At 50.3% G+C, this 20,363-nt stretch carries 20 protein-coding genes; 5 read left to right on the top strand and 15 right to left on the bottom strand.

The genetic code is table 11. From position 1 onward, the window contains the following. Positions 1-46: 46 nt before the first annotated feature. Positions 47-928, top strand: coding sequence for an LOG family protein (locus AGRI_RS15945; RefSeq protein WP_008985894.1), 882 nt, complete (start codon positions 47-49; stop codon positions 926-928). Between the two features lie 18 nt (positions 929-946). Here the strand turns inward: AGRI_RS15945 and tyrA are convergent, their stop codons facing one another. The 8 genes from tyrA to ffh form a co-directional block, all read right to left on the bottom strand. Continuing rightward, a complete protein-coding gene (gene tyrA, locus AGRI_RS15940) occupies positions 947-2,083 on the bottom strand; it encodes a bifunctional chorismate mutase/prephenate dehydrogenase (protein WP_008985893.1) in 1,137 nt (378 codons plus the stop codon). A 1-nt stretch (position 2,084) separates the two neighbouring features. Beyond that, on the bottom strand, positions 2,085-3,137 hold the full coding sequence (locus tag AGRI_RS15935) for a 3-deoxy-7-phosphoheptulonate synthase (protein ID WP_008985892.1): 1,053 nt from the start codon (positions 3,135-3,137) through the stop codon (positions 2,085-2,087). Between the two features lie 334 nt (positions 3,138-3,471). Next, positions 3,472-4,086 (bottom strand): DNA-J related domain-containing protein, encoded by a 615-nt coding sequence (locus tag AGRI_RS15925; protein ID WP_008985890.1) that lies wholly within the window; start codon positions 4,084-4,086, stop codon positions 3,472-3,474. A gap of 38 nt (positions 4,087-4,124) precedes the next feature. Beyond that, entirely contained in the window at positions 4,125-4,484 is a 360-nt protein-coding gene (gene rplS / locus AGRI_RS15920) for a 50S ribosomal protein L19 (RefSeq protein WP_008985889.1), read from the bottom strand. 26 nt (positions 4,485-4,510) lie between these two features. Continuing rightward, on the bottom strand, positions 4,511-5,284 hold the full coding sequence (trmD, locus tag AGRI_RS15915; protein WP_008985888.1) for a tRNA (guanosine(37)-N1)-methyltransferase TrmD: 774 nt from the start codon (positions 5,282-5,284) through the stop codon (positions 4,511-4,513). After that, positions 5,284-5,820, bottom strand: coding sequence for a ribosome maturation factor RimM (gene rimM / locus AGRI_RS15910; protein WP_008985887.1), 537 nt, complete (start codon positions 5,818-5,820; stop codon positions 5,284-5,286). Before rimM ends, trmD begins: the two co-directional genes overlap by 1 nt. Positions 5,821-5,838: 18 nt before the next feature. Next, on the bottom strand, positions 5,839-6,090 hold the full coding sequence (gene rpsP, locus AGRI_RS15905) for a 30S ribosomal protein S16 (RefSeq protein ID WP_008609832.1): 252 nt from the start codon (positions 6,088-6,090) through the stop codon (positions 5,839-5,841). A 135-nt stretch (positions 6,091-6,225) separates the two neighbouring features. Beyond that, positions 6,226-7,593, bottom strand: coding sequence for a signal recognition particle protein (gene ffh, locus AGRI_RS15900; RefSeq protein ID WP_008985886.1), 1,368 nt, complete (start codon positions 7,591-7,593; stop codon positions 6,226-6,228). 144 nt (positions 7,594-7,737) lie between these two features. Here ffh and AGRI_RS15895 point away from each other — a divergent pair, with 144 nt between their 5' ends. Then, positions 7,738-8,529, top strand: coding sequence for a cytochrome C assembly family protein (locus AGRI_RS15895; protein ID WP_008985885.1), 792 nt, complete (start codon positions 7,738-7,740; stop codon positions 8,527-8,529). A gap of 43 nt (positions 8,530-8,572) precedes the next feature. Beyond that, the gene (locus AGRI_RS15890; RefSeq protein ID WP_008985884.1) at positions 8,573-9,829 is read left to right on the top strand and encodes an HlyC/CorC family transporter; all 1,257 of its coding nucleotides are present in this window, start codon (positions 8,573-8,575) and stop codon (positions 9,827-9,829) included. A 6-nt stretch (positions 9,830-9,835) separates the two neighbouring features. On the opposite strand, the gene AGRI_RS15885 is transcribed toward AGRI_RS15890, so the two are convergent. The 3 genes from AGRI_RS15885 to pssA form a co-directional block, all read right to left on the bottom strand. Beyond that, entirely contained in the window at positions 9,836-10,474 is a 639-nt protein-coding gene (locus tag AGRI_RS15885; RefSeq protein WP_008985883.1) for a transglycosylase SLT domain-containing protein, read from the bottom strand. Positions 10,475-10,580: 106 nt separating this feature from the next. Next, positions 10,581-12,173 carry a glutamate--cysteine ligase gene (gshA, locus tag AGRI_RS15880; RefSeq protein WP_008985882.1) on the bottom strand — a complete coding sequence of 531 codons (1,593 nt, stop codon included), beginning with the start codon at positions 12,171-12,173 and terminating at the stop codon, positions 10,581-10,583. A gap of 106 nt (positions 12,174-12,279) precedes the next feature. Continuing rightward, positions 12,280-13,113 (bottom strand): CDP-diacylglycerol--serine O-phosphatidyltransferase, encoded by an 834-nt coding sequence (gene pssA, locus AGRI_RS15875; RefSeq protein ID WP_008985881.1) that lies wholly within the window; start codon positions 13,111-13,113, stop codon positions 12,280-12,282. 64 nt (positions 13,114-13,177) lie between these two features. On the opposite strand from pssA, the gene AGRI_RS15870 reads away from it, so the two are divergent. Continuing rightward, positions 13,178-13,588, top strand: a complete 411-nt coding sequence (locus AGRI_RS15870; protein WP_008985880.1) for a DUF4124 domain-containing protein — start codon at positions 13,178-13,180, stop codon at positions 13,586-13,588. 40 nt (positions 13,589-13,628) lie between these two features. Here AGRI_RS15870 and clpB read toward each other — a convergent pair whose 3' ends face one another. The 3 genes from clpB to rluD form a co-directional block, all read right to left on the bottom strand. After that, complete coding sequence (gene clpB / locus AGRI_RS15865; RefSeq protein ID WP_008985879.1) at positions 13,629-16,208, bottom strand: ATP-dependent chaperone ClpB; 2,580 nt, start codon at positions 16,206-16,208, stop codon at positions 13,629-13,631. A 110-nt stretch (positions 16,209-16,318) separates the two neighbouring features. After that, a complete protein-coding gene (gene pgeF / locus AGRI_RS15860) occupies positions 16,319-17,080 on the bottom strand; it encodes a peptidoglycan editing factor PgeF (RefSeq protein WP_008985878.1) in 762 nt (253 codons plus the stop codon). A 3-nt stretch (positions 17,081-17,083) separates the two neighbouring features. Then, positions 17,084-18,058 (bottom strand): 23S rRNA pseudouridine(1911/1915/1917) synthase RluD, encoded by a 975-nt coding sequence (gene rluD, locus AGRI_RS15855; RefSeq protein WP_008985877.1) that lies wholly within the window; start codon positions 18,056-18,058, stop codon positions 17,084-17,086. A gap of 123 nt (positions 18,059-18,181) precedes the next feature. On the opposite strand from rluD, the gene AGRI_RS15850 reads away from it, so the two are divergent. Next, positions 18,182-18,934: an outer membrane protein assembly factor BamD gene (locus AGRI_RS15850; RefSeq protein WP_008985876.1), complete on the top strand. Its 753-nt coding sequence runs from the start codon at positions 18,182-18,184 to the stop codon at positions 18,932-18,934. A gap of 38 nt (positions 18,935-18,972) precedes the next feature. Here the strand turns inward: AGRI_RS15850 and radA are convergent, their stop codons facing one another. Next, a complete protein-coding gene (gene radA, locus AGRI_RS15845; RefSeq protein ID WP_008985875.1) occupies positions 18,973-20,334 on the bottom strand; it encodes a DNA repair protein RadA in 1,362 nt (453 codons plus the stop codon). Between the last annotated feature and the right edge of the window lie 29 nt (positions 20,335-20,363).

Below are 20,363 nucleotides of genomic sequence, written 5' to 3'. Positions count from 1 at the left end.
CTTAGCTGTTTTGTATCAAAAAAGTAGTAATAAAGGGGATCTTGTTATGACCGAAAGCAATGCTTTATATAAACGCCATTTTGCCACGGCCCAGGAATCATTAGACGCTATCTCGCAACTGCAGGACCATGACTCCTACAAACTGGCCTTTGCCGATACCGGTTTTTTAATGCAGGACGAGCTGCGGCATGTGCGCTTACAACTGGAATATCTGAAACCGCAACTGGTGCTGGATCAACATCAGATCAATGCCACTATAGTCGTGTTCGGTAGTGCGCGCTTTTTGTCCCCAGCTCAGGCCGAGCAACAACTCGCAGAAGTGAAGCAGCATTATGCGGCAAACCCGGACTCCCCTGCCGCTATCCATGCACTGACGCAAGCGGAGCGGGATCTGAAGAACAGCCGTTATTATGCGGCATCGCAGGAGTTTTCACGTCTGGTGACCAGTCATAGTTGCCAGCATCCGCACTGCGCGCTGACTATTATCAGCGGTGGTGGCCCGGGGATTATGGAAGCGGCCAACCGCGGCGCGATGGATGCGAACGGCAAGAGCATCGGCTTAAATATTGTGCTGCCAAAAGAGCAGCATCCTAACCCCTATATCACCCCGGAATTCTGTTTCCAGTTTCATTATTTTGCCATTCGCAAAATGCATTTCCTGCAACGGGCGCGGGCGCTGGTAGCCTTTCCGGGTGGCTTTGGTACGCTAGATGAGTTATTTGAAACCCTGACCCTGATCCAAACCAAAAAAGCCGAACGGGTACCGGTGATCCTGTACGATAAAGCTTTCTGGCAACGTTTGATCAATTTCGAGATGCTGGCAGAAGAGGGACTGATTAGCCCGCAGGACCTGGAACTGATTCAGTATGTCGACAGCCCTGAGCAAGCCTGGCAGGTGATTTATGATTTCTATCAGTTGGGTAAGTAGCGCCAGTAAATTCGGGCGCTAACTGCGCCCGTCTGCTGCTTTTTGCAGTAATTGCTTACTTTCCTGCAGAAATTGCTGCGCCAGCTCGCCGAAGAACTGCTGGCCCTTGGCAAATTCCGCCATTAAACCGGCTTTGTCCTGCGCTGCCAACAAGCCCAGCAGCTGAGTAAAACGCTGCTGATAACGCTGCAGCAGCGCCGTCACATCAGCCGATGACAACATAATATCGGCATAAAGTTCAGCGTTCTGTGCAAACAAGCGCCCCACCATCGCCAGCTCCAGCCGGTAAATCGGTGAACTGAGTGCCAACAGCTCATTTAAATCGGCCTGCTCTTCGGCCAAATGCACACCATAGACCAAAGAGGAAAAATGCCGCATCGCCTGGATCAGTTGCATGGCGCTATCATGCTCATCCGCGGCCTTAGTCGTCAGCTCCGCGCCCCAGATCACCAGTTGCTTTAATAACCACTGATAATCTTCCGGCTGCCGGCCGTCGCAGACTACGACGACTTGCTTAATCAGGTTATTGATATCCGGACCAAACATCGGATGTAAGCCAACGACAGGCCCGCTATGCTGCGCCAACATCGCTTGCAGCGGCCGAGCCTTAATGCTGGTTAAATCGGCCAGTACGCACTGTGCAGGCAGCGTCGGTAACTGCGCAATCACCTGCTCGGTCAGCGTAATAGGTACCGCCAGTAATACTAGGGCGGCATCCTGACATAACTGGGCCGCCTGCGGCCAGTCCTGAGGTTCCAGTATTGCCACCTGATAGCCGGAGCGTTGAAATAAGCTGACAAAACGATTGCCTAAGGCCCCGGCGCCGCCGACCACCACCACCTTGCCGCCACTGGGCCGGCAACAGACAAAGTGCTGATCCTGGGTGGCATAAGACTCGCGCATCACCCGGCGTAATAAGTCCTCAACCAATTCCGGCGAGACGCCTTGCGCCAGCGCTTGCTGTCGTCTGGCGGCAAGTAATGCCTGCTCCCGCTCCGGTACATAGACCGGCAATGCATATTGTTGCTTCACCTGCCCAACCTGGGCGGTGACTCTGGCCCGGCGCGCCAATAGCTCGACGAGCTCACTATCCAGCTGATCAATTTGCTCTCGCAGCGGCTGTAATGCCGCTGCAGCTGCATCACTGGGCTTCACCTCAGGCCACCGCCGCCAGTTGCCGCATTTGTTGCGCTAAACTTTCCAGTAAATCTGCGGTTGTTGACCAATCGATACAGGCATCCGTGACTGAGACACCATATTTTTCAGCTTTGCCATTGACGATATCCTGCCGCCCGGCCTGCAAGTGGCTTTCCAGCATAATGCCGATAATGGCCTCATTACCGGCCAAACGCTGCGCCAACACCTCTTGGGCCACCTGCGGTTGCCGGTTATGGTCCTTATTGGAATTGCCATGGCTACAGTCTACGACAATGCCGTGCGGTAGTTTGAGTTTATCCAACTGCGCCAACGCAGCCCCGATGCTGGCGGCATCATAATTAGGTTTGGCACCACCTCGCAGAATAATATGCCCATCCGGATTACCGGCAGTTTGGATCAGGCTGACCTCACCTTTTTGGTTAATGCCGAAAAAGGTATGACCGCTGGCAGCCGATTGCAGGGCATTAAGCGCAACGCTTAGGCTGCCATCAGTACCATTTTTAAAACCAACCGGCATGGATAAACCGCTGGCCATCTCGCGGTGAGTTTGCGACTCCACAGTGCGGGCACCAATCGCCGCCCAGCTAATCAGATCCGACATATACTGCGGGCTGATCGGATCCAAGGCTTCGGTCGCCACCGGCAATTCCAGCTCGACCATTTTCAATAACAGCTCTCTGCCCCAGGTTAAGCCGGTCTCTAAATCGAAAGAGTCATCCAGGTGGGGGTCGTTAATAAAGCCTTTCCAGCCGACTGTGGTACGGGGCTTTTCAAAGTATACCCGCATCACGATATACAAACTGTCCTGATAGGCTAACTGCAGTGCTTTTAACTTATTGGCATAGTCAATGGCGGCGACCGGATCATGGATTGAACACGGGCCAGTTACCACTAACAGACGTTTGTCACGGCCGTGAATAATATTGGCGATATCAGCGCGGGCTTTGGCAACAAAGTCCGCGCCTTGCTCCGATAACGGCAATACCCGTTTTAATACAGCCGGCGAACTTAAGGGTTTCTGCGCTACGATACGCAGGTCATCGACGATCATGGACACGATTGAGCTCCTTTGCAGTGCTGCGGAGACTAAGCATAGGCAAGAGTCTGGGCTTGTGCCGCCTGCTGACGCAAAAAAGCGTTATCTTCCGCCCTCTGCGCTAAGTAAGCTGTTCAAAACCCAACTCAAATACGTAAACTTATTTATACAGCACGTATCTATAAAATTACAATAGACTGGAGTGTACGGATAGATGGCTATCAGGTCAACCCTGTAGGCCAACAAAAATAAGGAAATCCCTAGCTTTAGCCAGAAAAACAAAATGCACACTTATCTTTACAGCTAACCTGACAGAATAGCGAATTCAGATAATTAACAGCGAAAAGAGTTATAAACGTTGTAAGATTTTTTGATAGGCCAGCGAGATACGGACAAAGGTGGTTTTATCACCGCCTCGATCCGGATGATGTTTTAGCGATAAACGCCGAAAGGCCTTTTTCAGCTCGCTAAGGCTGCAGGGCCAATCCAGTTGTAGCAGCTGTAACGCCTCATCATCGTTGAGCTGGATCACGCTACTGCTAACGCCATGGCGCTGCTGATAATACTGCCAGAAGCTCGCCAGTCGCTTACTTAATGCCACCGGCGTCATCCGCCAATAGTTTTGCCAGTCGGCATAATAAGCAGCCTTGCTGTCGGTAGGCAGCGGCAGATGGTCTTGCCAGGGTGCAATTTTAATTCGTGCCAGGCCAATATCCAGATAAGCGGTACTGCTTAACGCCCAACGCTCTGCCAGTCGGTACAGCAAGTGATACAGCACAAAATGGCGTTGGAACAGCGCAAACTGGCTGTCTTGAATGGTAGTAAGAGGTTTTAAATCCAGCAGGCTTAAAAGTTGCTGCTCCGTCAGCTCGCCAAAACGGCGTAGCAGGATCTGCTCCAACCGAAGTTCCAGTTGTTGCAACTGAGTGGGATTTAGCGGTGCTTTAGCAGTCAGTTCTGCCATAAAAAAACAGGGCCGGCATAGTGCCGGCCCTTAACAGCTTAGTTAAGCTTTTCGCGGATACGCGCTGATTTACCTGAACGATCGCGTAAGTAGTAAAGCTTAGCACGGCGAACGGCACCACGACGTTTAACGGTGATGCTGTCTACCAGCGGGCTGTGCGTCTGGAATACACGCTCAACACCTTCGCCATTAGAGATTTTACGTACGGTGAACGCAGAGTGCAGACCACGGTTACGCTTGGCGATAACAACGCCTTCGTAGGCCTGTAAACGGGTTTTGTCACCTTCTTTAACTTTAACCTGAACCACTACAGTGTCACCTGGAGCGAATGCAGGAACGTCTTTTTTCAGTTGTTCCTGTTCAAGTTGCTTGATGATGTTTTGGCTAACTTTGCTCATAACAATCTCACTTTACCTGGAGTTAACTATCTTGCTTGCTGCTGCAACGCCTGGTATTCCTGTTGGAATTCTGCCAGTAATTTGCGTTGCTCCTTAGTCAGAGCCAGGGAATTTAACATATCCGGCCGTCTTAACCAGGTTCTACCGAGAGCCTGTTTCAGACGCCAGCGTCTAATTTCTTCATGGTGCCCACTCAGCAATACGGCGGGTACCTGTTTGTCTGCTAACACCTCAGGGCGGGTATAATGTGGACAATCCAACAAGCCGGCTGCAAACGAATCCTGCTCAGCAGATAAATCATGTCCCAAAACCCCGGGCACCAGTCGCGACACGGCATCAATTAACACCATTGCCGGCAACTCGCCCCCGCTTAGTACGTAATCACCGATTGACCATTCTTCGTCAATTTCGGTTTCGATCACGCGCTCGTCAATTCCTTCGTAACGGCCTGCTACCAGGAGCAGTTGCGGATGTTTTGCCAGTTCAACCACACCTTGCTGGTCTAATTTGCGGCCTTGCGGCGACAAATAAACCGTATGCACCTTACCTCCCGCTGTGGCTTTCGCCGCGCGAATGGCATCGGTCAGTGGCTGCACCATCATCAGCATACCGGGGCCGCCGCCATAAGGCCGGTCATCAACAGTCCGATGTTTGTCCGTGGTAAAATCCCGCGGGTTAAAACACTGCAGCTGAATAATGCCCTGCTTTACAGCCCGACCAGTGACACCGTATTGCGTAATCGCCTGAAACATCTCCGGAAACAGTGAGACAACGCCCACCCACCTTGGTTGTTCCTGCATTAAAACGCCGGGTCCCAATCTACTGTGATTTGCTTCGCGGTTAAATCCACCTGCTTGATCACGGTCTGATCAAGATAGGGAATTAAACGCTCACCCTTACCAAAGGCGTCAGTCCGGTTGGCTTTCACCACTAACACATCGTTAGAGCCGGTTTCCATTAAGTCGGTTACCACGCCCAGATCATAGCCTTGCTCATTCACGACTTTCAGATCCATCAGATCTTTCCAGTAGTACTCGCCATCGTCCAGCGCCGGTAAGGCATTGGCAGCAACCGCGATTTCAGCATTGACATAGGCCTGCGCCTGTTCCCGGACATTAATGTCAGTCAGTTTGGCGATTAAGCCATTACTATGCCGTTTCCAGCTGCTGACTGTTACTGTCTGCCAGTTACCCTGAAATTTGACCTGCCAGGGTGTGTAATCAAAAATCCCTTCCGGGATGTCCGTGTAGGAGTTAATTTTTAGCCAGCCATTGATGCCGTAAACCGCACCAAACTTGCCAAGTACTACAAAATCTTTTTCACTCAACAGTGACAACTCCACACGCCTTGCTAATTAAGCAGCTGCTTTCTTAGCGTTTTTTACCAGAGTGGCCACGCGATCACTCAGTGCAGCACCTTGTGCTACCCAGTGGTCAACGCGATCCAGGTCCAGACGCAGTTTCTCTTCAGTGCCGCTGGCGATTGGGTTAAAGAAACCCACGCGCTCAATAAAACGGCCATCACGAGCAAAACGGCTGTCCGCTACCACAACTTGGTAAAATGGACGCTTTTTCGCGCCACCACGTTGTAAACGAATAGTTACCATACCGTCCTCTAATTTCAATCGTTCAGGTTTTAAAAAATAACAAAGCCCGCAGTCGGACTGCAGGGCTGCTGCATTGTACGGATTTTTGCCGCGAATGCAAGGCATTTCGCGGCCTGGCAACCCGTCACACCAGGATCAGCGCGGTGGTAACATACCGGGTGGCAACTTGCCGCCCATGGCCCGCATCATCTTCATCAAGCCGCCTTTGCCGCTCATTTGCTTCATCATTTTCTGCATTTGAGTAAATTGTTTCAGCAACTGATTGATCTCCTGCACCTGAGTGCCGGAGCCGGCCGCTATTCGTTTTTTGCGCGAGCCTTTTAGCAGGTCCGGAAACTCACGCTCTTTCGGCGTCATCGAGTTGATAATGGCTTCCATCCGTACAAACTGCTTTTCATCTAACTGGCTGGCAGCACCTGCCGGCAGATTTTTCATCCCCGGCAGTTTATCCATCAGCGACATCATGCCGCCCATGCTACGCATCTGTACCAGCTGCTCGCGAAAGTCCTCCAATGAAAAGCCTTTGCCTTTCATCATCTTCTGCGCCATTTTCGCGGTTTTTTCTTTATCGACCTTCTGCTCAAGCTCTTCAATCAGGCTTAGCACATCGCCCATGCCTAAAATGCGCGAGGCGATACGATCCGGATGGAAGGGTTCTAAGGCGTCGGTTTTCTCACCGGTACCGATAAACTTAATTGGCTTACCGGTAATATGGCGGATAGATAAAGCGGCACCACCACGGGCATCGCCATCGGCTTTGGTTAAGATCACCCCGGTTAATGGCAAGGCTTCGTTAAAGGCTTTAGCCGTATTAGCCGCATCCTGACCGGTCATGGCATCGACCACGAACAGGGTTTCAATCGGTTTTACCGCGGCATGCAGCGCCTTGATTTCATCCATCATCTCGCTGTCGACATGCAGACGACCGGCGGTATCGACCAGCAGCACATCAAACATCCGGGTTTTGGCATGTGTGATAGCAGCATTAACAATGGCAACCGGCGCCTGCGAGATGTCGCTGGGGAAAAACTCAACATTGACCGCTTTGGCCAGGGTTTCCAATTGTTTAATTGCGGCAGGCCGGTAAACGTCAGCCGATACCACTAACACTTTTTTCTTTTTCCGTTCGGTCAGAAACTTTGCCAGCTTACCAACAGAGGTGGTCTTACCCGCCCCCTGTAAACCCGCCATCAGAATCACCGCCGGCGGTTGGGTATTCAGGGCCAGCTCTTCATTCGCCTCGCCCATGGCTTCTTCCAGGGCTTTACGGACGATTTTTAGAAATTCCTGCCCCGGAGTCAGACTTTTGCTGACCTCCAGACCCACAGAGCGCTCTTTGATCTGGTTGATAAAGTCTTTGACAACCGGCAATGCCACGTCAGCTTCGAGCAGTGCCATCCGCACTTCCCGTAGCGTTTCTTTAATATTGTCTTCGGTAAGACGACCACGACCACTAATATTTTTCAGGGTCCGGCTTAAACGATCTGACAGATTTTCAAACATAGTGGAGATCCAATTCGGTAATTGCGCCGATTATAGCGCGTTGTGATGCCAGCGTCAGCCTTTGCGCAAAGCCATCTTGCTGCTGGGCTTTGCCGGAAACTTGCAATACAATAGCCAACTTACTGCATCACAGGAGTGTTAAGCATGCCTTGGTTGTTACCCGCGTTGGCCCTGACTGCCTATACGGTTGCAACGGTTACCCTGCTTTGGCGTTTGTTCCACCCGGCAGGACCGAATTTTAAACTGACGTTCAGTGCCGGTACTGCGGCAGTGGTACTGCATATGCTGGCGCTGGTAGACAGCATTTTCACCGGGCAGGGTCAAAACTTCAGTTTACTTAATGTCAGCTCGCTGGTGTGCTGGTTACTCACCCTGTCCGTTACGCTAACATCACTGCGCTCACCCGCGGTGCTTCTATTACCACTGGTGTATGGCTGTGCTGCGCTGATTTTGCTGGCCAGTTTGTTGTTCCCGGTTTCAGTTCAGCTGCAGCATCTGGAGCAGAATGCTGGCTTGTTAGTCCATATCGCTATCGCCTTTACGGCCTATGTTGTACTGATTATGGCCACCTTGTATTCAATTCAAGTGTCTTATATTAGTTATAAGTTGAAACAGAAAAATTTTTCTGGTGTCAGTCGCTTTTTGCCGCCATTATTACAAGCTGAAAATCTGCAGTTTCGCCTGTTAGCGGCTGGAACCTTGCTGTTAGCGCTGGCGTTACTCAGTGGTATTCCTTTTATGACAGACTGGATAGATCATAAAAGCCTGTTAAGTTTACTGGCTTTAGTGTTATTCGGTGCTTTAAGCTGGGGACATGCTCGTCTTGGCTGGCGTGGCAAAACCGCTATTACGCTGACAATCAGTGGTAGCGTGTTGCTCACCCTGGCTTATTTTGGCAGCCGCTTTGTAAAAGAGGTGTTGCTAGGCAGATTTTGATACTGCCACTTAATTTATGTTAGGCCATAAAGGTAATTAACGTTTGGACGCAATCTCAACCAGTACACTCTTTATTATTTTGGGAGTACTGCTGTTTATCTCAGCCTATTTCTCAGGATCAGAAACAGGCATGATGTCGGTTAACCGGTACCGGTTAAAGCACCTTGAAAATGAGCAGCATAAGGGCGCAAAACGTGTGTCAGAGCTGCTAGACCGGCCAGATCGGCTAATCGGCCTGATTCTGATTGGTAACAACCTGGTTAATATCGCCGCTTCAGCTATTGCCACTATCATAGGCATGCGTTTGTACGGAGATGCCGGCATCGCTATCGCAACCGTCGTCCTGACCCTGGTGATTCTGGTATTTGCCGAAGTTACCCCGAAAACCCTGGCCGCCCTGCATCCTGAACGCATTGCCTTCCCAAGCTCCGCCCTGTTAAAACCACTGTTAAAAATATTCTATCCGCTGGTCTGGTTAATTAACTGGATCACTAATGGCTTGCTGGCCATTATGGGCGTCAGCCCGGAAAAACATCAGGGCAACAGTTTAAGTGCTGAAGAATTACGAACTGTAGTGCATGAAGCCGGCGCGCTAATTCCGGAACAACACCAGAGTATGCTGGTTGGCGTGCTGGATCTGGAAAATGTAACGGTTGAAGACATCATGACGCCGCGCAACGAAATCACCGGTATCGACGTTAACGATGATTGGAAAGATATCGTGCGTCAGCTGGCGAATGCTCAACATAGCCGGGTATTACTGTACCGGGATAGCATGGATGATGCGATTGGCTTTGTGCATCCGCGAGATCTGGTGCGCCTGCTGTTAAAAGAACAATTTACCAAAGCCAGCCTGCTGCGCTCAGTACATGAAATTTATTATATCCCGGAAGGTACGCCGCTAAATACCCAACTGTTAAAATTTCAGAGTACCAAAGAACGAATCGGTTTAGTGGTAGATGAGTATGGTGATATTCAGGGGCTGGTCACCCTGGAGGATATTCTGGAAGAAGTGGTAGGCGAATTTACCACTGACGTGATTGAAGATAAGCACGAAGATATTCTGCAGCAGCCAGACGGTTCTTATCTGATAGATGGCAGTATTAACCTGCGTGATCTGAACCGGCAAATGCAGCTCGATTTTCCTACCGATGGTCCGAAAACCCTGAATGGTTTGTTATTAGAGCATCTGGAAGAAATCCCGCAAGGTTCAATGAGTGTCAAAATTGCCGGTTTTCAGCTGGAAATTCTGGATGTGCAGGATAATATGATTAAAACGGTGCGGCTGGTATTGCCTTAAAGTGTCTCAACCGAACAGCAGACGGCTTAACCAGCCACGTTTGAGGTCTTTCTCACAGCCTTGTAGCTGCTGCTGATACATTCTGGCGCGATCATCAACCCGCCTGGCCGTATTCTGTAACCAGCTTTTATTGCGGTAAGTACCGCGCCGATAGCCGCCCCACCCCTCGTGATAGTTCAGGTAAAGCCGGTAAGCATCGTCTTTGGCAACTTTATTAACCTGATGGGTTTTATCTATATACCAACCGATAAAGTCTACTGCGTCAGCAAAATTGCTGCGACTGGCAAAAAAGCGGCCGGTATCCTTGACATAATCGTCCCAGGTTGGTGTTTTGGCTTGCGAGTAGCCATAAGCAGAGCTGCCGCGACCATAAGGAATAAAGCCAAGGAAGTAGCGCATCGGCGGCTTAGCATTATGCTTAAAGCCGCTTTCCTGATACATAAAGCTGATCGGCACTGCGATTGGCATGCCCCATTTTTCACTGGCATTGGCCGTTGCCTTATACCAGGCGCGATTTTCACCGAAAATTTCGCAGATATTACTTTTGTTTTGCGGCGGTGGCGTAGCGCAGCCGCCAAGCAGCACTAACAAGCTTAGCAGAATCAAAGAGTTATTTTTTTTAAACTTTTTTTGAACTATAGGCATCAGTCAGATTCTAACAGTATGCATGGATGCAAACCAAGTTTTTGTTTTCCCTGGATTCTCCTTCACGGCTACCTCTGGTAGCCGTTTTTTTATCCGGCTAAGCCACTCAGGCCTGAGTACAGGCTGGAACTTCAGCAAAATATTCAGCCAGATACTGTTCAAAGCTCATGGTGTCCGCCGCTTCAATTTGCTGCTGCTTGGTCAGCGATGTACTGGCAGTGCTGACGAAATCTTCCTCGGTATAAACCTGATAGCTTTCGGCTAACAGTTGCGCGCGATACGTTTCCGCCAGCTCACGCATATAGTGGCCATTGTCCTGCCGGCTACTAAGCAAATGATTGAGGATTTTGCCAGACGGGGTTTGCGCCGGATCGAGCAAGCTTAAATAATACTGACGCATTGCCGCCTGATAGCGGTCACTCTGATAAACCTCATCCAACCATTTAGCTATTGGCATCATGTCAGCGAATAGTTGCTCGGCCCAATCTTGCATCAGTCGTGGCTGACCATCCTGGATTAGCTCCAGATTATGACGCCGACCATCTGTCACCACCTTTTTCAGATTTTGCTCGGTCACTTGCTGCTCACGGGCTGATAAGTCCGGACTTTGCTCAAGTAAACAATAGACCAGAAAAATATCCAGAAAACGCATTTGCTCAGCCGTAATGCCAATACTACTAAACGGATTCACATCCAGGGCGCGAACTTCAATATACTCAACCCCGCGTTTTGATAAGGCACAGGTAGGACGCTCGCCCGATTCCGTAGTACGCTTTGGACGGATAGTCGAGTAAAACTCGTTTTCAATTTGCAGCACATTACTATTTAACTGCTGAAACTCACCGTCCACTTTTACGCCAATACTTTGATATTCTGAAGACGGCTGGGTTACGGCGGCGTGCAAACCAGCAATATATTCCGGCAGGCTGTTGTAAGTGATGTTTAAACTGGATTGCGCACTGTTGGTATAACCCAGATCACTCATTCGCAGTGAGGTCGCATAAGGCAGATAGAGCGTTCCCTTCCCCAGCTTCTGGAAAGAATAGCGCGATTGACGCCCCTCAAGGAATGACTGACACATGGCTGGTGAAGCGCCAAACAGATACACGATCAGCCAGGCATAACGCTTATAGTTACGAATTAACGCCAGATACTGTTCAGACACAAAATCCTGTAGGCTACCGTTATCGCCAACTAACGGCTTATAAGCCTGCCAGAAGCTCTGCGGCAGCGAGAAGTTAAAATGGACGCCACTGATCGCCTGCATCATACTGCCATAGCGGTTCTTTAAACCCTGACGATACAGCGTTTTCATTTTTCCGACATTAGATGTGCCGTATTGCGCCAGCGGGATCTGGTGTTGATCGGTGATATAACACGGCATACTAGCCGGCCAGAGTCGCTCCAGCTGCAATTTTTTTAGCGTAAAACGATGAATATCAGTCAGTTGTGCCAAGGTAAGCTCTAAGTCGGCACTGGCTGGAGTAATAAACTCCAGTAAAGACTCCGAAAAATCAGTAGTAATCCAGGGATGGGTCAACGCAGAGCCAAGGGCCACCGGATGTGGCGTTTGAGCCAGAGAACCATCCTGATTAACGCGCAGCGTCTCGCGCTCTATACCGCGTTTTATACCTTTGATACTGTGTTGCTGGCCGGCTTGCTGCAGTGCAGCCAAACGTTGAGAAATGCTGGAGCTCAAGATGATTCCTTACTGATTGAAGCTTTCCCCAATGATTGGGGAAAGCAAACCTATTATCAAGGGCGTAACACGAAAAGCGCCTTACGCGACCAACCAGCTTCCGGGATCAGTTTTTCGGCTCTGACTCCGTCGATTCTTGCGCGGCGGGCTTTTTCGGTTCAGCGTCATCCAGAAAGTCTGCATCTTCAGAATCCCCCACCACATGTTCGAGTTTAAGTTTGCGCACACTGCGAAACGTCGTGATCGGACCAGAGCAAGCGTAGGCAAGAAAGATAATAAACAGCATTTGTGCCGGTCGTGCCGCAATAACGACAAAAATTAATACCACCAGCAAAATCGTCAGGAATGACACCCGGTCACGCCAGTTGAGATTTTTAAACGAGTTATAACGGAAGTTACTTACCATTAAAAAGCCTGCGGTAATGGTAAGTAGCCCCACTAAGTAACCATATTTATCGCCGTCGATTTCAAAGGCGGCACCATTCCAGACCATACCCGCAACCAGTGCTGCGGCCGCCGGGCTGGCTAACCCCTGAAAAAAGCGACCGTCGGTAACACCCAAGTTGGCATTAAAGCGCGCCAGACGCAAAGCGGCACAAGCAACATAGATAAAGGCCGCTAACCAACCAAACTTACCTAAATCGGCCAGAGCCCAGTTATAAGCCACCAAGGCAGGGGCGACACCAAAAGCCAGTAAATCTGACATACTGTCATACTGAGCACCAAATTCACTTTGGGTATTGGTTAAGCGCGCCACCCGGCCGTCAAGACCATCAAAAATCATCGCAATAAAAATGGCGACCGCTGCAGCTTCAAAGCGACCGTTCATTGATGATACGATAGCAAAAAAGCCAGAAAATAAACCTGCAGTCGTTAACAGGTTAGGAAGCAGATATATGCCCTTATGTGGGCTGGTTTCACTGTTTTTTAAATCTGTCATAAGGCAACTTCTGAAAAAACGATTACACTGATTATAAGGGACATAACATAGCATGGATAGAACCATGGCAAAAGTGAGGCAAATCTTAATTGGTAGCATCTTTTCAGTTCTTAGCCTGAGTGTTGCTGCGCAAACGGTTTACAGTTGGCAAGATGCTAAGGGTGTAGTGCATTTCAGCCAACAGCCACCGGCTCAGGGCGAATATCAATTAGTGACAATTCGTACCAGCCAGGCGGCATCAGCCCCTGCATTAACGGCGGGTACCGTTAATGCTGAGCAGGCAGCAGCGGTAGCACTTGATCCAACGCTTTGTCAACAAGCGCGAGACCAGTTAACGCTACTGCAAAGCAGTCAGGAGCTGTTTACCAAAGAAGCAAACAGTGAAGAGCTAAGATTGTTGACTAACGAAGAGCGTGAGCAGCAAATCCTGTTGGCAAATTTTGAAATAAAAAGGCGCTGTCCTGCAGCGCCTTAATCGTTAAGTTTATTTCGCTCCGGAAGTTTCCGGAGCGCAATTAATTCCGGCTGGTTACCGTGAACTGCTGGCCGTTGTGGTCTATTACCACAGTAGAACCAGGTAAGATCTCGCCTTGCAACAAGGCCTGCGCCAGCGGGTTTTCCAGATGTTGCTGAATCGCCCGTTTTAATGGTCTGGCACCATACAATGGATCGAAACCTACCTCAGCCAGTTTTTCCAGTGCCGCATCACTTACAGACAACTGGTAATCACGCTGCTGTAAACGTTGCTCCAGCCGCGCCAGCTGAATCGAGGCGATCTGTTTAATTTGCCGATCATCCAGCGGGTGAAATACCACTGCTTCGTCCAGCCGGTTTAGAAACTCTGGCCGGAACTGTTTACTCAGCACGCCCATCAACATCTCTTTCATCTCGGTATAGCTAAACTCACGATAGTGTTCCTGAATCAAATCGGAGCCAAGATTCGATGTCATAATAATCACCGCATTTTTGAAATCGACGGTGCGGCCCTGGCCATCAGTCAGCCGGCCATCATCCAGTACCTGTAGCAGAATATTAAACACATCCGGGTGCGCTTTCTCCACCTCATCCAGCAAGATCACAGAATAAGGTTTCCGCCTTACCGCCTCGGTCAGATAACCGCCCTCCTCATAGCCAACGTAGCCCGGAGGCGCACCCACTAGCCGTGAGACCGCATGTTTCTCCATAAACTCGGACATATCGATCCGCACCATCGCATCCGGGCTATCAAATAAGAATTGCGCCAGCGCCTTGGTCAACTCGGTTTTACCGACTCCGGTGGGCCCCAGGAATAGGAAGGAGCCAATGGGTTTGTTCGGATCGGCCAGCCCGGCACGGGAACGGCGAATAGCGTTCGCAACCGCACTTACCGCCTCCTGCTGTCCGACAACTTTAGCGTGTAGCGCATCTTCCATCCGTAATAATTTATCGCGTTCGCCTTCCAGCATTTTATTGACCGGAATACCGGTGGCCTTTGATAACACATCGGCAATTTCCTGATCAGTCACCTTATGCCGCAGCAAGGTCATTTCCTGCATCTCGGCTTGCGAGGCGAGATCCAGTTTTTTCTCCAGCTCAGGGATACGACCATACTGTAGTTCCGACATCCGCTGCAGATCGCTGGCGCGTCTGGCCACTTCCAGATCCAGTCTCGCCTGCTCCAATTCGGCTTTAATATTTTGCGTGCCTTGTAACGCAGCCTTTTCCGACTCCCAGACTTCATCCAGTTCGTTATAACGCTGCTCCAGCTCATCGATTTGTTCACGGATGGTGTCGCGGCGTTTTTTACTGGCATCATCGGTTTCTTTCGCCAACGCATTGTCTTCCAGCTTTAGCTGGATAATCCGGCGCTCTAAGCGATCTAGCTCCTCCGGTTTGGAATCCATTTGCATCCGGATACTGGAAGCCGCTTCGTCAATCAAATCGATAGCTTTATCGGGTAGTTGCCGGTCACTGACATAACGATGTGACAGCGTTGCTGCCGCCACAATCGCCGGGTCAGTAATTTCTACCGAATGGTGCAGTTCGTAACGCTCTTTTAAACCACGCAGGATGGCAATGGTGTCCTCGACACTCGGCTCTTCTACCAGCACTTTTTGGAAACGACGCTCCAGCGCCGCATCTTTCTCAATATATTTGCGATATTCATCCAGCGTAGTGGCGCCCAAACAGTGCAGTTCACCGCGCGCTAGTGCCGGCTTTAACATATTACCGGCGTCCATGGCACCATCGGCCTTGCCGGCACCGACCATGGTATGAATTTCATCAATAAACAGAATGATCTGGCCTTCTTCTTTGGCTACTTCATTCAGCACGGCTTTTAAGCGTTCTTCAAATTCACCGCGATATTTAGCGCCAGCCAGCAGCGCGCCCATATCCAGTGATAATACCCGCTTATCTTTTAACCCCTCCGGTACTTCTTTATTAACAATTCGTTGTGCCAAGCCTTCGACAATCGCTGTTTTACCCACACCAGGCTCACCAATTAGTACCGGGTTATTTTTGGTACGCCGCTGCAGCACCTGAACACAACGACGAATTTCTTCGTCTCGGCCGATCACCGGATCCAGCTTGCCGGACTCGGCGCGGGCGGTCAGATCAATGGTATATTTGGTCAATGCCTGGCGGGTATCTTCAGCATTCGCATCTTCCACTTTCTGACCGGCACGCAGTTGCTCGATCGCAGCGCTGACCTTATCTTTCGTCACGCCCAGTAACTGTAAAATGCGGCCTAATTCAGATTTATCCTCGGTAGCCGCCAGCACAAATAACTCACTGGAAATAAACTGATCTTTACGCTTTTGTGCCAGCTTATCGCACTGCTGCAACAATTGAGCTGTTGCAGCAGACAGCTGCAAGCTACCGGCATCACCCTCCACCCGGGGCAGACGCTCTATTGCCTGACTTACTTTAGAACGCAGTTCATTAAAGTTGATTGCCAGCTTGTTCAACAGCTCGCGCACTGTGCCGCCTTCCTGATTCAGTAAGGCAAACATAATATGCACCGGCTCAATAAATTGTTGATCGCGACCCAGCGCCAGCGATTGCGCATCGGCAATCGCTTCCTGGAATTTACTGGTAAATTTATCTAGACGCATTGGCAGGCTCCCGCTGATACCTTAACTATGATGTTAGCTAAGATTGGGTGGGAGTGTGGAAAATTCAAGCAGCAAACGTCAAAAATTTGACTTGCATCAAGCTAAAGCATTTAAGGTGAGGTTTGCAGCCAGATTGCACTGGCCTGACGGCCGGTTTGGCCATCTCGCCGATAAGAGAAAAAGCGCTGTTGATCGCTATAAGTGCAATATTCTGCTCCATAAATGGCTGTAATACCGCTCTGCTGTAATCGGAGTCGGGCGAGCTGATAGAGATCCGCTAAATACTTTTCGGCGCTTAACGCCACAAAGGCATCTGACGCCAGTGGGTTTTGTGCCATAAATATGGCCCGCACCTCGCTACCCACCTCAAACGCCGTAGGGCCTATTGCTGGCCCCAGCCAAACCAGCAATTCAGCAGCAGGTGACTGAAAACAAGCCAGCGTTTGTTCTATCACACCGGCAGCTAAACCACGCCAGCCTGCATGTACCGCCGCGACTTCCGTGCCGGCACGATTGCAAATCAGCAGTGGTAAGCAATCGGCGGTCATCACCAGACACACCTGTGCCGCTTGCCTGCTGTAACTGGCATCAGCGGTTAAATCGGTCTGCGCAGCCGTAGGTAATTGCAACACCCGGGTACCATGCACCTGGTTCAGCCAAAACGGCATCGCCGGCAGTGCCGCCAGTTCAGCAAAGCGCTGCCGGTTGGTATTGACTGCTATGGGATCATCGCCGACATGAGCTCCGAGATTAAGACTAGAAAAGCTCGCTGTTGACACCCCGCCCAAACGAGTCGAACTTACCGCTCTGACATTAGCCGGTGCCGGCCAATCGGGGTAGAGCAATACCGTGGTGTTGGCAGCGTCTATCATCGGTTACACAAAGTCCATACCGTGCTGCTGCGTATCTGCTCGCAGGGCGTCGTTTAGGGCAACTAAATCATCAGGTAAGGGTGCATGCCATTCCAGTAACTGGCCGGTAATAGGATGCGCCAGCTTTAACATAGCAGCGTGCAACGCCTGACGTTTAAAATTACGCAGCAGCTGCAATAACTCTTCACCGGCCTGGCGTGGCGGTCTTGGCCGACCGCCATATACCGGATCACCAACCAGCGGGTGACTAATAAAGGTCATATGCACCCGGATCTGGTGCGTGCGACCGGTTTCCAGCCGCAGCCGCAAACGGGTATGAGCGCGGTATTTCTCCATCACCCGATAATGCGTCACTGCCGGTTTGCCGTTTTCATTGACTGCCATTAGCGTTCTTTTGGTTTGATGCCGGCCAATCGGTTGTTTCACAGTACCGCCACCGGTCATAGTGCCGTAACAGACCGCTTCATATTCCCGGGTAATTTCCCGCGCTTGCATCGCCTCGACTAAATGCGTCTGTGCCGGGATGGTTTTCGCGATCACCATCAGACCGGTCGTATCTTTATCTAAACGATGTACGATACCCGCCCGTGGTACCTCAGCAATAGCCGGACAATGATGTAACAGCGCATTAAGTAAAGTGCCATCTTGATTACCAGCACCCGGATGCACCACCAGACCAGCCGGCTTATTAATTACCAGAATATGTTCATCTTCAAAAATAATATCCAGAGCAATGGGTTCAGCATCAAAACGCTCTTCTTCCGGAATATCGGCCAGAATCTCGATCTGCTCACCGCCCAGCATTTTCTGGCGTGGAATCGCACAGGCCTGCCCGTTAACCTGCACACTATTGGCCAGGATCCACTCTTTTATCCGCGAACGTGAATAATCCGGGAACATTTCGGCCAGAACCTGATCTAAGCGCTTACCGAAAAGATGCTCAGGTACGATTTCTGAAAGTTTTAGCTGTTTTGTCATAACGGAAGCAGTTATCCTGTGTGCAACCCCGCGATATCTGGGGTAGAATCGCTTGAGCGGGTATTTTAACGATTTTACGCCGGACTAGACAGCCATTTAGCCGAAGTAGTAACGGATTTTTACATGAAACTAAAATTTATTTTAATCGCTTTGTGCGTAATTGCCTTATCTGCCTGTGCCGGGAAACCGAAAGAGGAAGCCATTAACCCAAATCAAACCGCGCAAGGCCAGTATCAACAAGCTAAAGAAGTGCTGGACGCCGGACTTTACAACCGAGCCATTGAACTGCTAAAAGCCGTAGAAAGTCGCTATCCATTTGGCCCTATTGCCCGTCAGGTCCAGCTCGATTTAATTTATGCCTACCATCAGTCAGGCGACTTACCACAAGCGCTGGCCAGTATTGACCGTTTTATCCGGCTAAACCCCAATCAGCCGGATTTGGATTATGTGTACTATATGCGTGGTCTGACCAACCTGAAAGCTGACGAAAACGCTTTTCAGGAGTTCTTCGGCGTTGACCGCGCAGACCGTGATCTGGCGAGTACTCGTCAGGCATTTGATGACTTTCGGATCCTGTTAAATAACTATCCACAAAGCCGCTACGCCGATGATGCGAAAAAGCGCATGGTAGCCATTAAAGATAAATTGGCTCGTCATGAGCTATTAGTAGCGGATTATTACATGCGCCGTGGTGCTTTCCTGGCTGCTGCTAATCGGGGCAAATATGTAGTTGAGTTTTATCGTGACTCACCCTTAGTTGAACAAGCGCTGGAAATTATGGTGGAAAGTTATGACCGCCTGGGTCTGGATAAATTAAAAACAGACACCGAACAAGTCTTGTTACTCAACTTCCCGCAAAACGCGCGTTTCCGCTAGAAATCATCGCCCCTGCGCTATGCAGGGGCGCCTCTTTATCAAAGGGCTTCTAAAGCTTCTGATAACTTAGTTACACCGATCACCGTCATTCCGGCAATCGCCTCTTTCGGTTGGTTCGCACTTGGGACAATGGCGCGTTTAAATCCGTGCTTAGCTGCTTCCTTCAATCGCTCCTGCCCACTAGGGACCGGACGAATTTCGCCAGCCAGACCCACTTCACCAAAGACAACCAAATCATTAGGTAATGGCTTATCCCGGAAACTTGAAACTAACGCCAGCAAGGTTGCCAGATCGGCACTGGTTTCATTAACTTTAACCCCCCCCACCACGTTCACAAAGACATCCTGATCGGCCATCTGAATACCGGCATGCCGGTGCATTACGGCCAGTAGCATAGCAATCCGGTTTTGCTCCATCCCCAGTGTAACCCGGCGCGGATTATTGAGCGGTGAATAATCAACCAACCCCTGGATCTCTACCAATAATGGCCGGGTGCCTTCCCATAGCACCATGACAATACTACCGGATTGATCTTCTTTGCTGCGGGTTAAAAAAATAGCCGACGGATTTTTGACTTCTTTCATGCCCTGACCGGTCATCGCAAACACGCCCAGTTCATTCACCGGGCCAAAGCGATTTTTATGACCTCGTAAGGTGCGATAACGACTATCCGCATCACCATCCAACATCACCGAGCAATCAATACAATGCTCCAGAACCTTGGGCCCGGCGAGCGAACCATCTTTGGTAACGTGGCCAACCATGATAATGGCAATTTGATGCTGCTTGGCAAAGCGCGTTAGAAAAGCCGCACTTTCACGCACCTGTGACACACTGCCAGGTGCGGATTGAATGTCGGCCAAATGCATCACCTGAATCGAATCAATTACCATAATGCGTGGCTTTTCTTGCTGTGCCAGATGGCAGATCGTTTCAACATTAGTCTCTGCCAGCATTTTCAGTTCACTCATGGGTAAACCTAAACGCTGAGCCCGCATTGCCACCTGTTGCAACGACTCTTCGCCAGTGACATACAGGGCGCCGCCTTGCGCCGCCAGACCACACATAATTTGCAGCAGTAAGGTACTTTTACCTGCACCAGGATGACCACCGATTAGAACGGCAGAGCCCGGCACAATACCTCCTCCCAGCACCCGATCAAACTCAGCAAAACCAGAGCTAAAACGCGGCACATCCTGTAAATCGACTTCATCAAGCCGCATGACCTTAGCCACTGCCGCCCCGGCATAGCCTTCGAAGCGGGCATTTTTACTGTTAACTGCGCCTAAGCGCACTTCGGTAATACTATTCCAGGCCTGACATTCAGTACATTGCCCCTGCCAACGCATAAAGTCTGCCCCACATTCATTGCAGACATAGGCGGTTTTATTTTTAGCCATTTACTTTCCTGTTATCTAGGGCGTGTTGA

It is taken from the genome of Alishewanella agri BL06 (assembly GCF_000272005.1).
GTDB classification, from domain to species: domain Bacteria; phylum Pseudomonadota; class Gammaproteobacteria; order Enterobacterales; family Alteromonadaceae; genus Alishewanella; species Alishewanella agri.
This window is presented reverse-complemented; position numbering and strand designations above follow the sequence as displayed.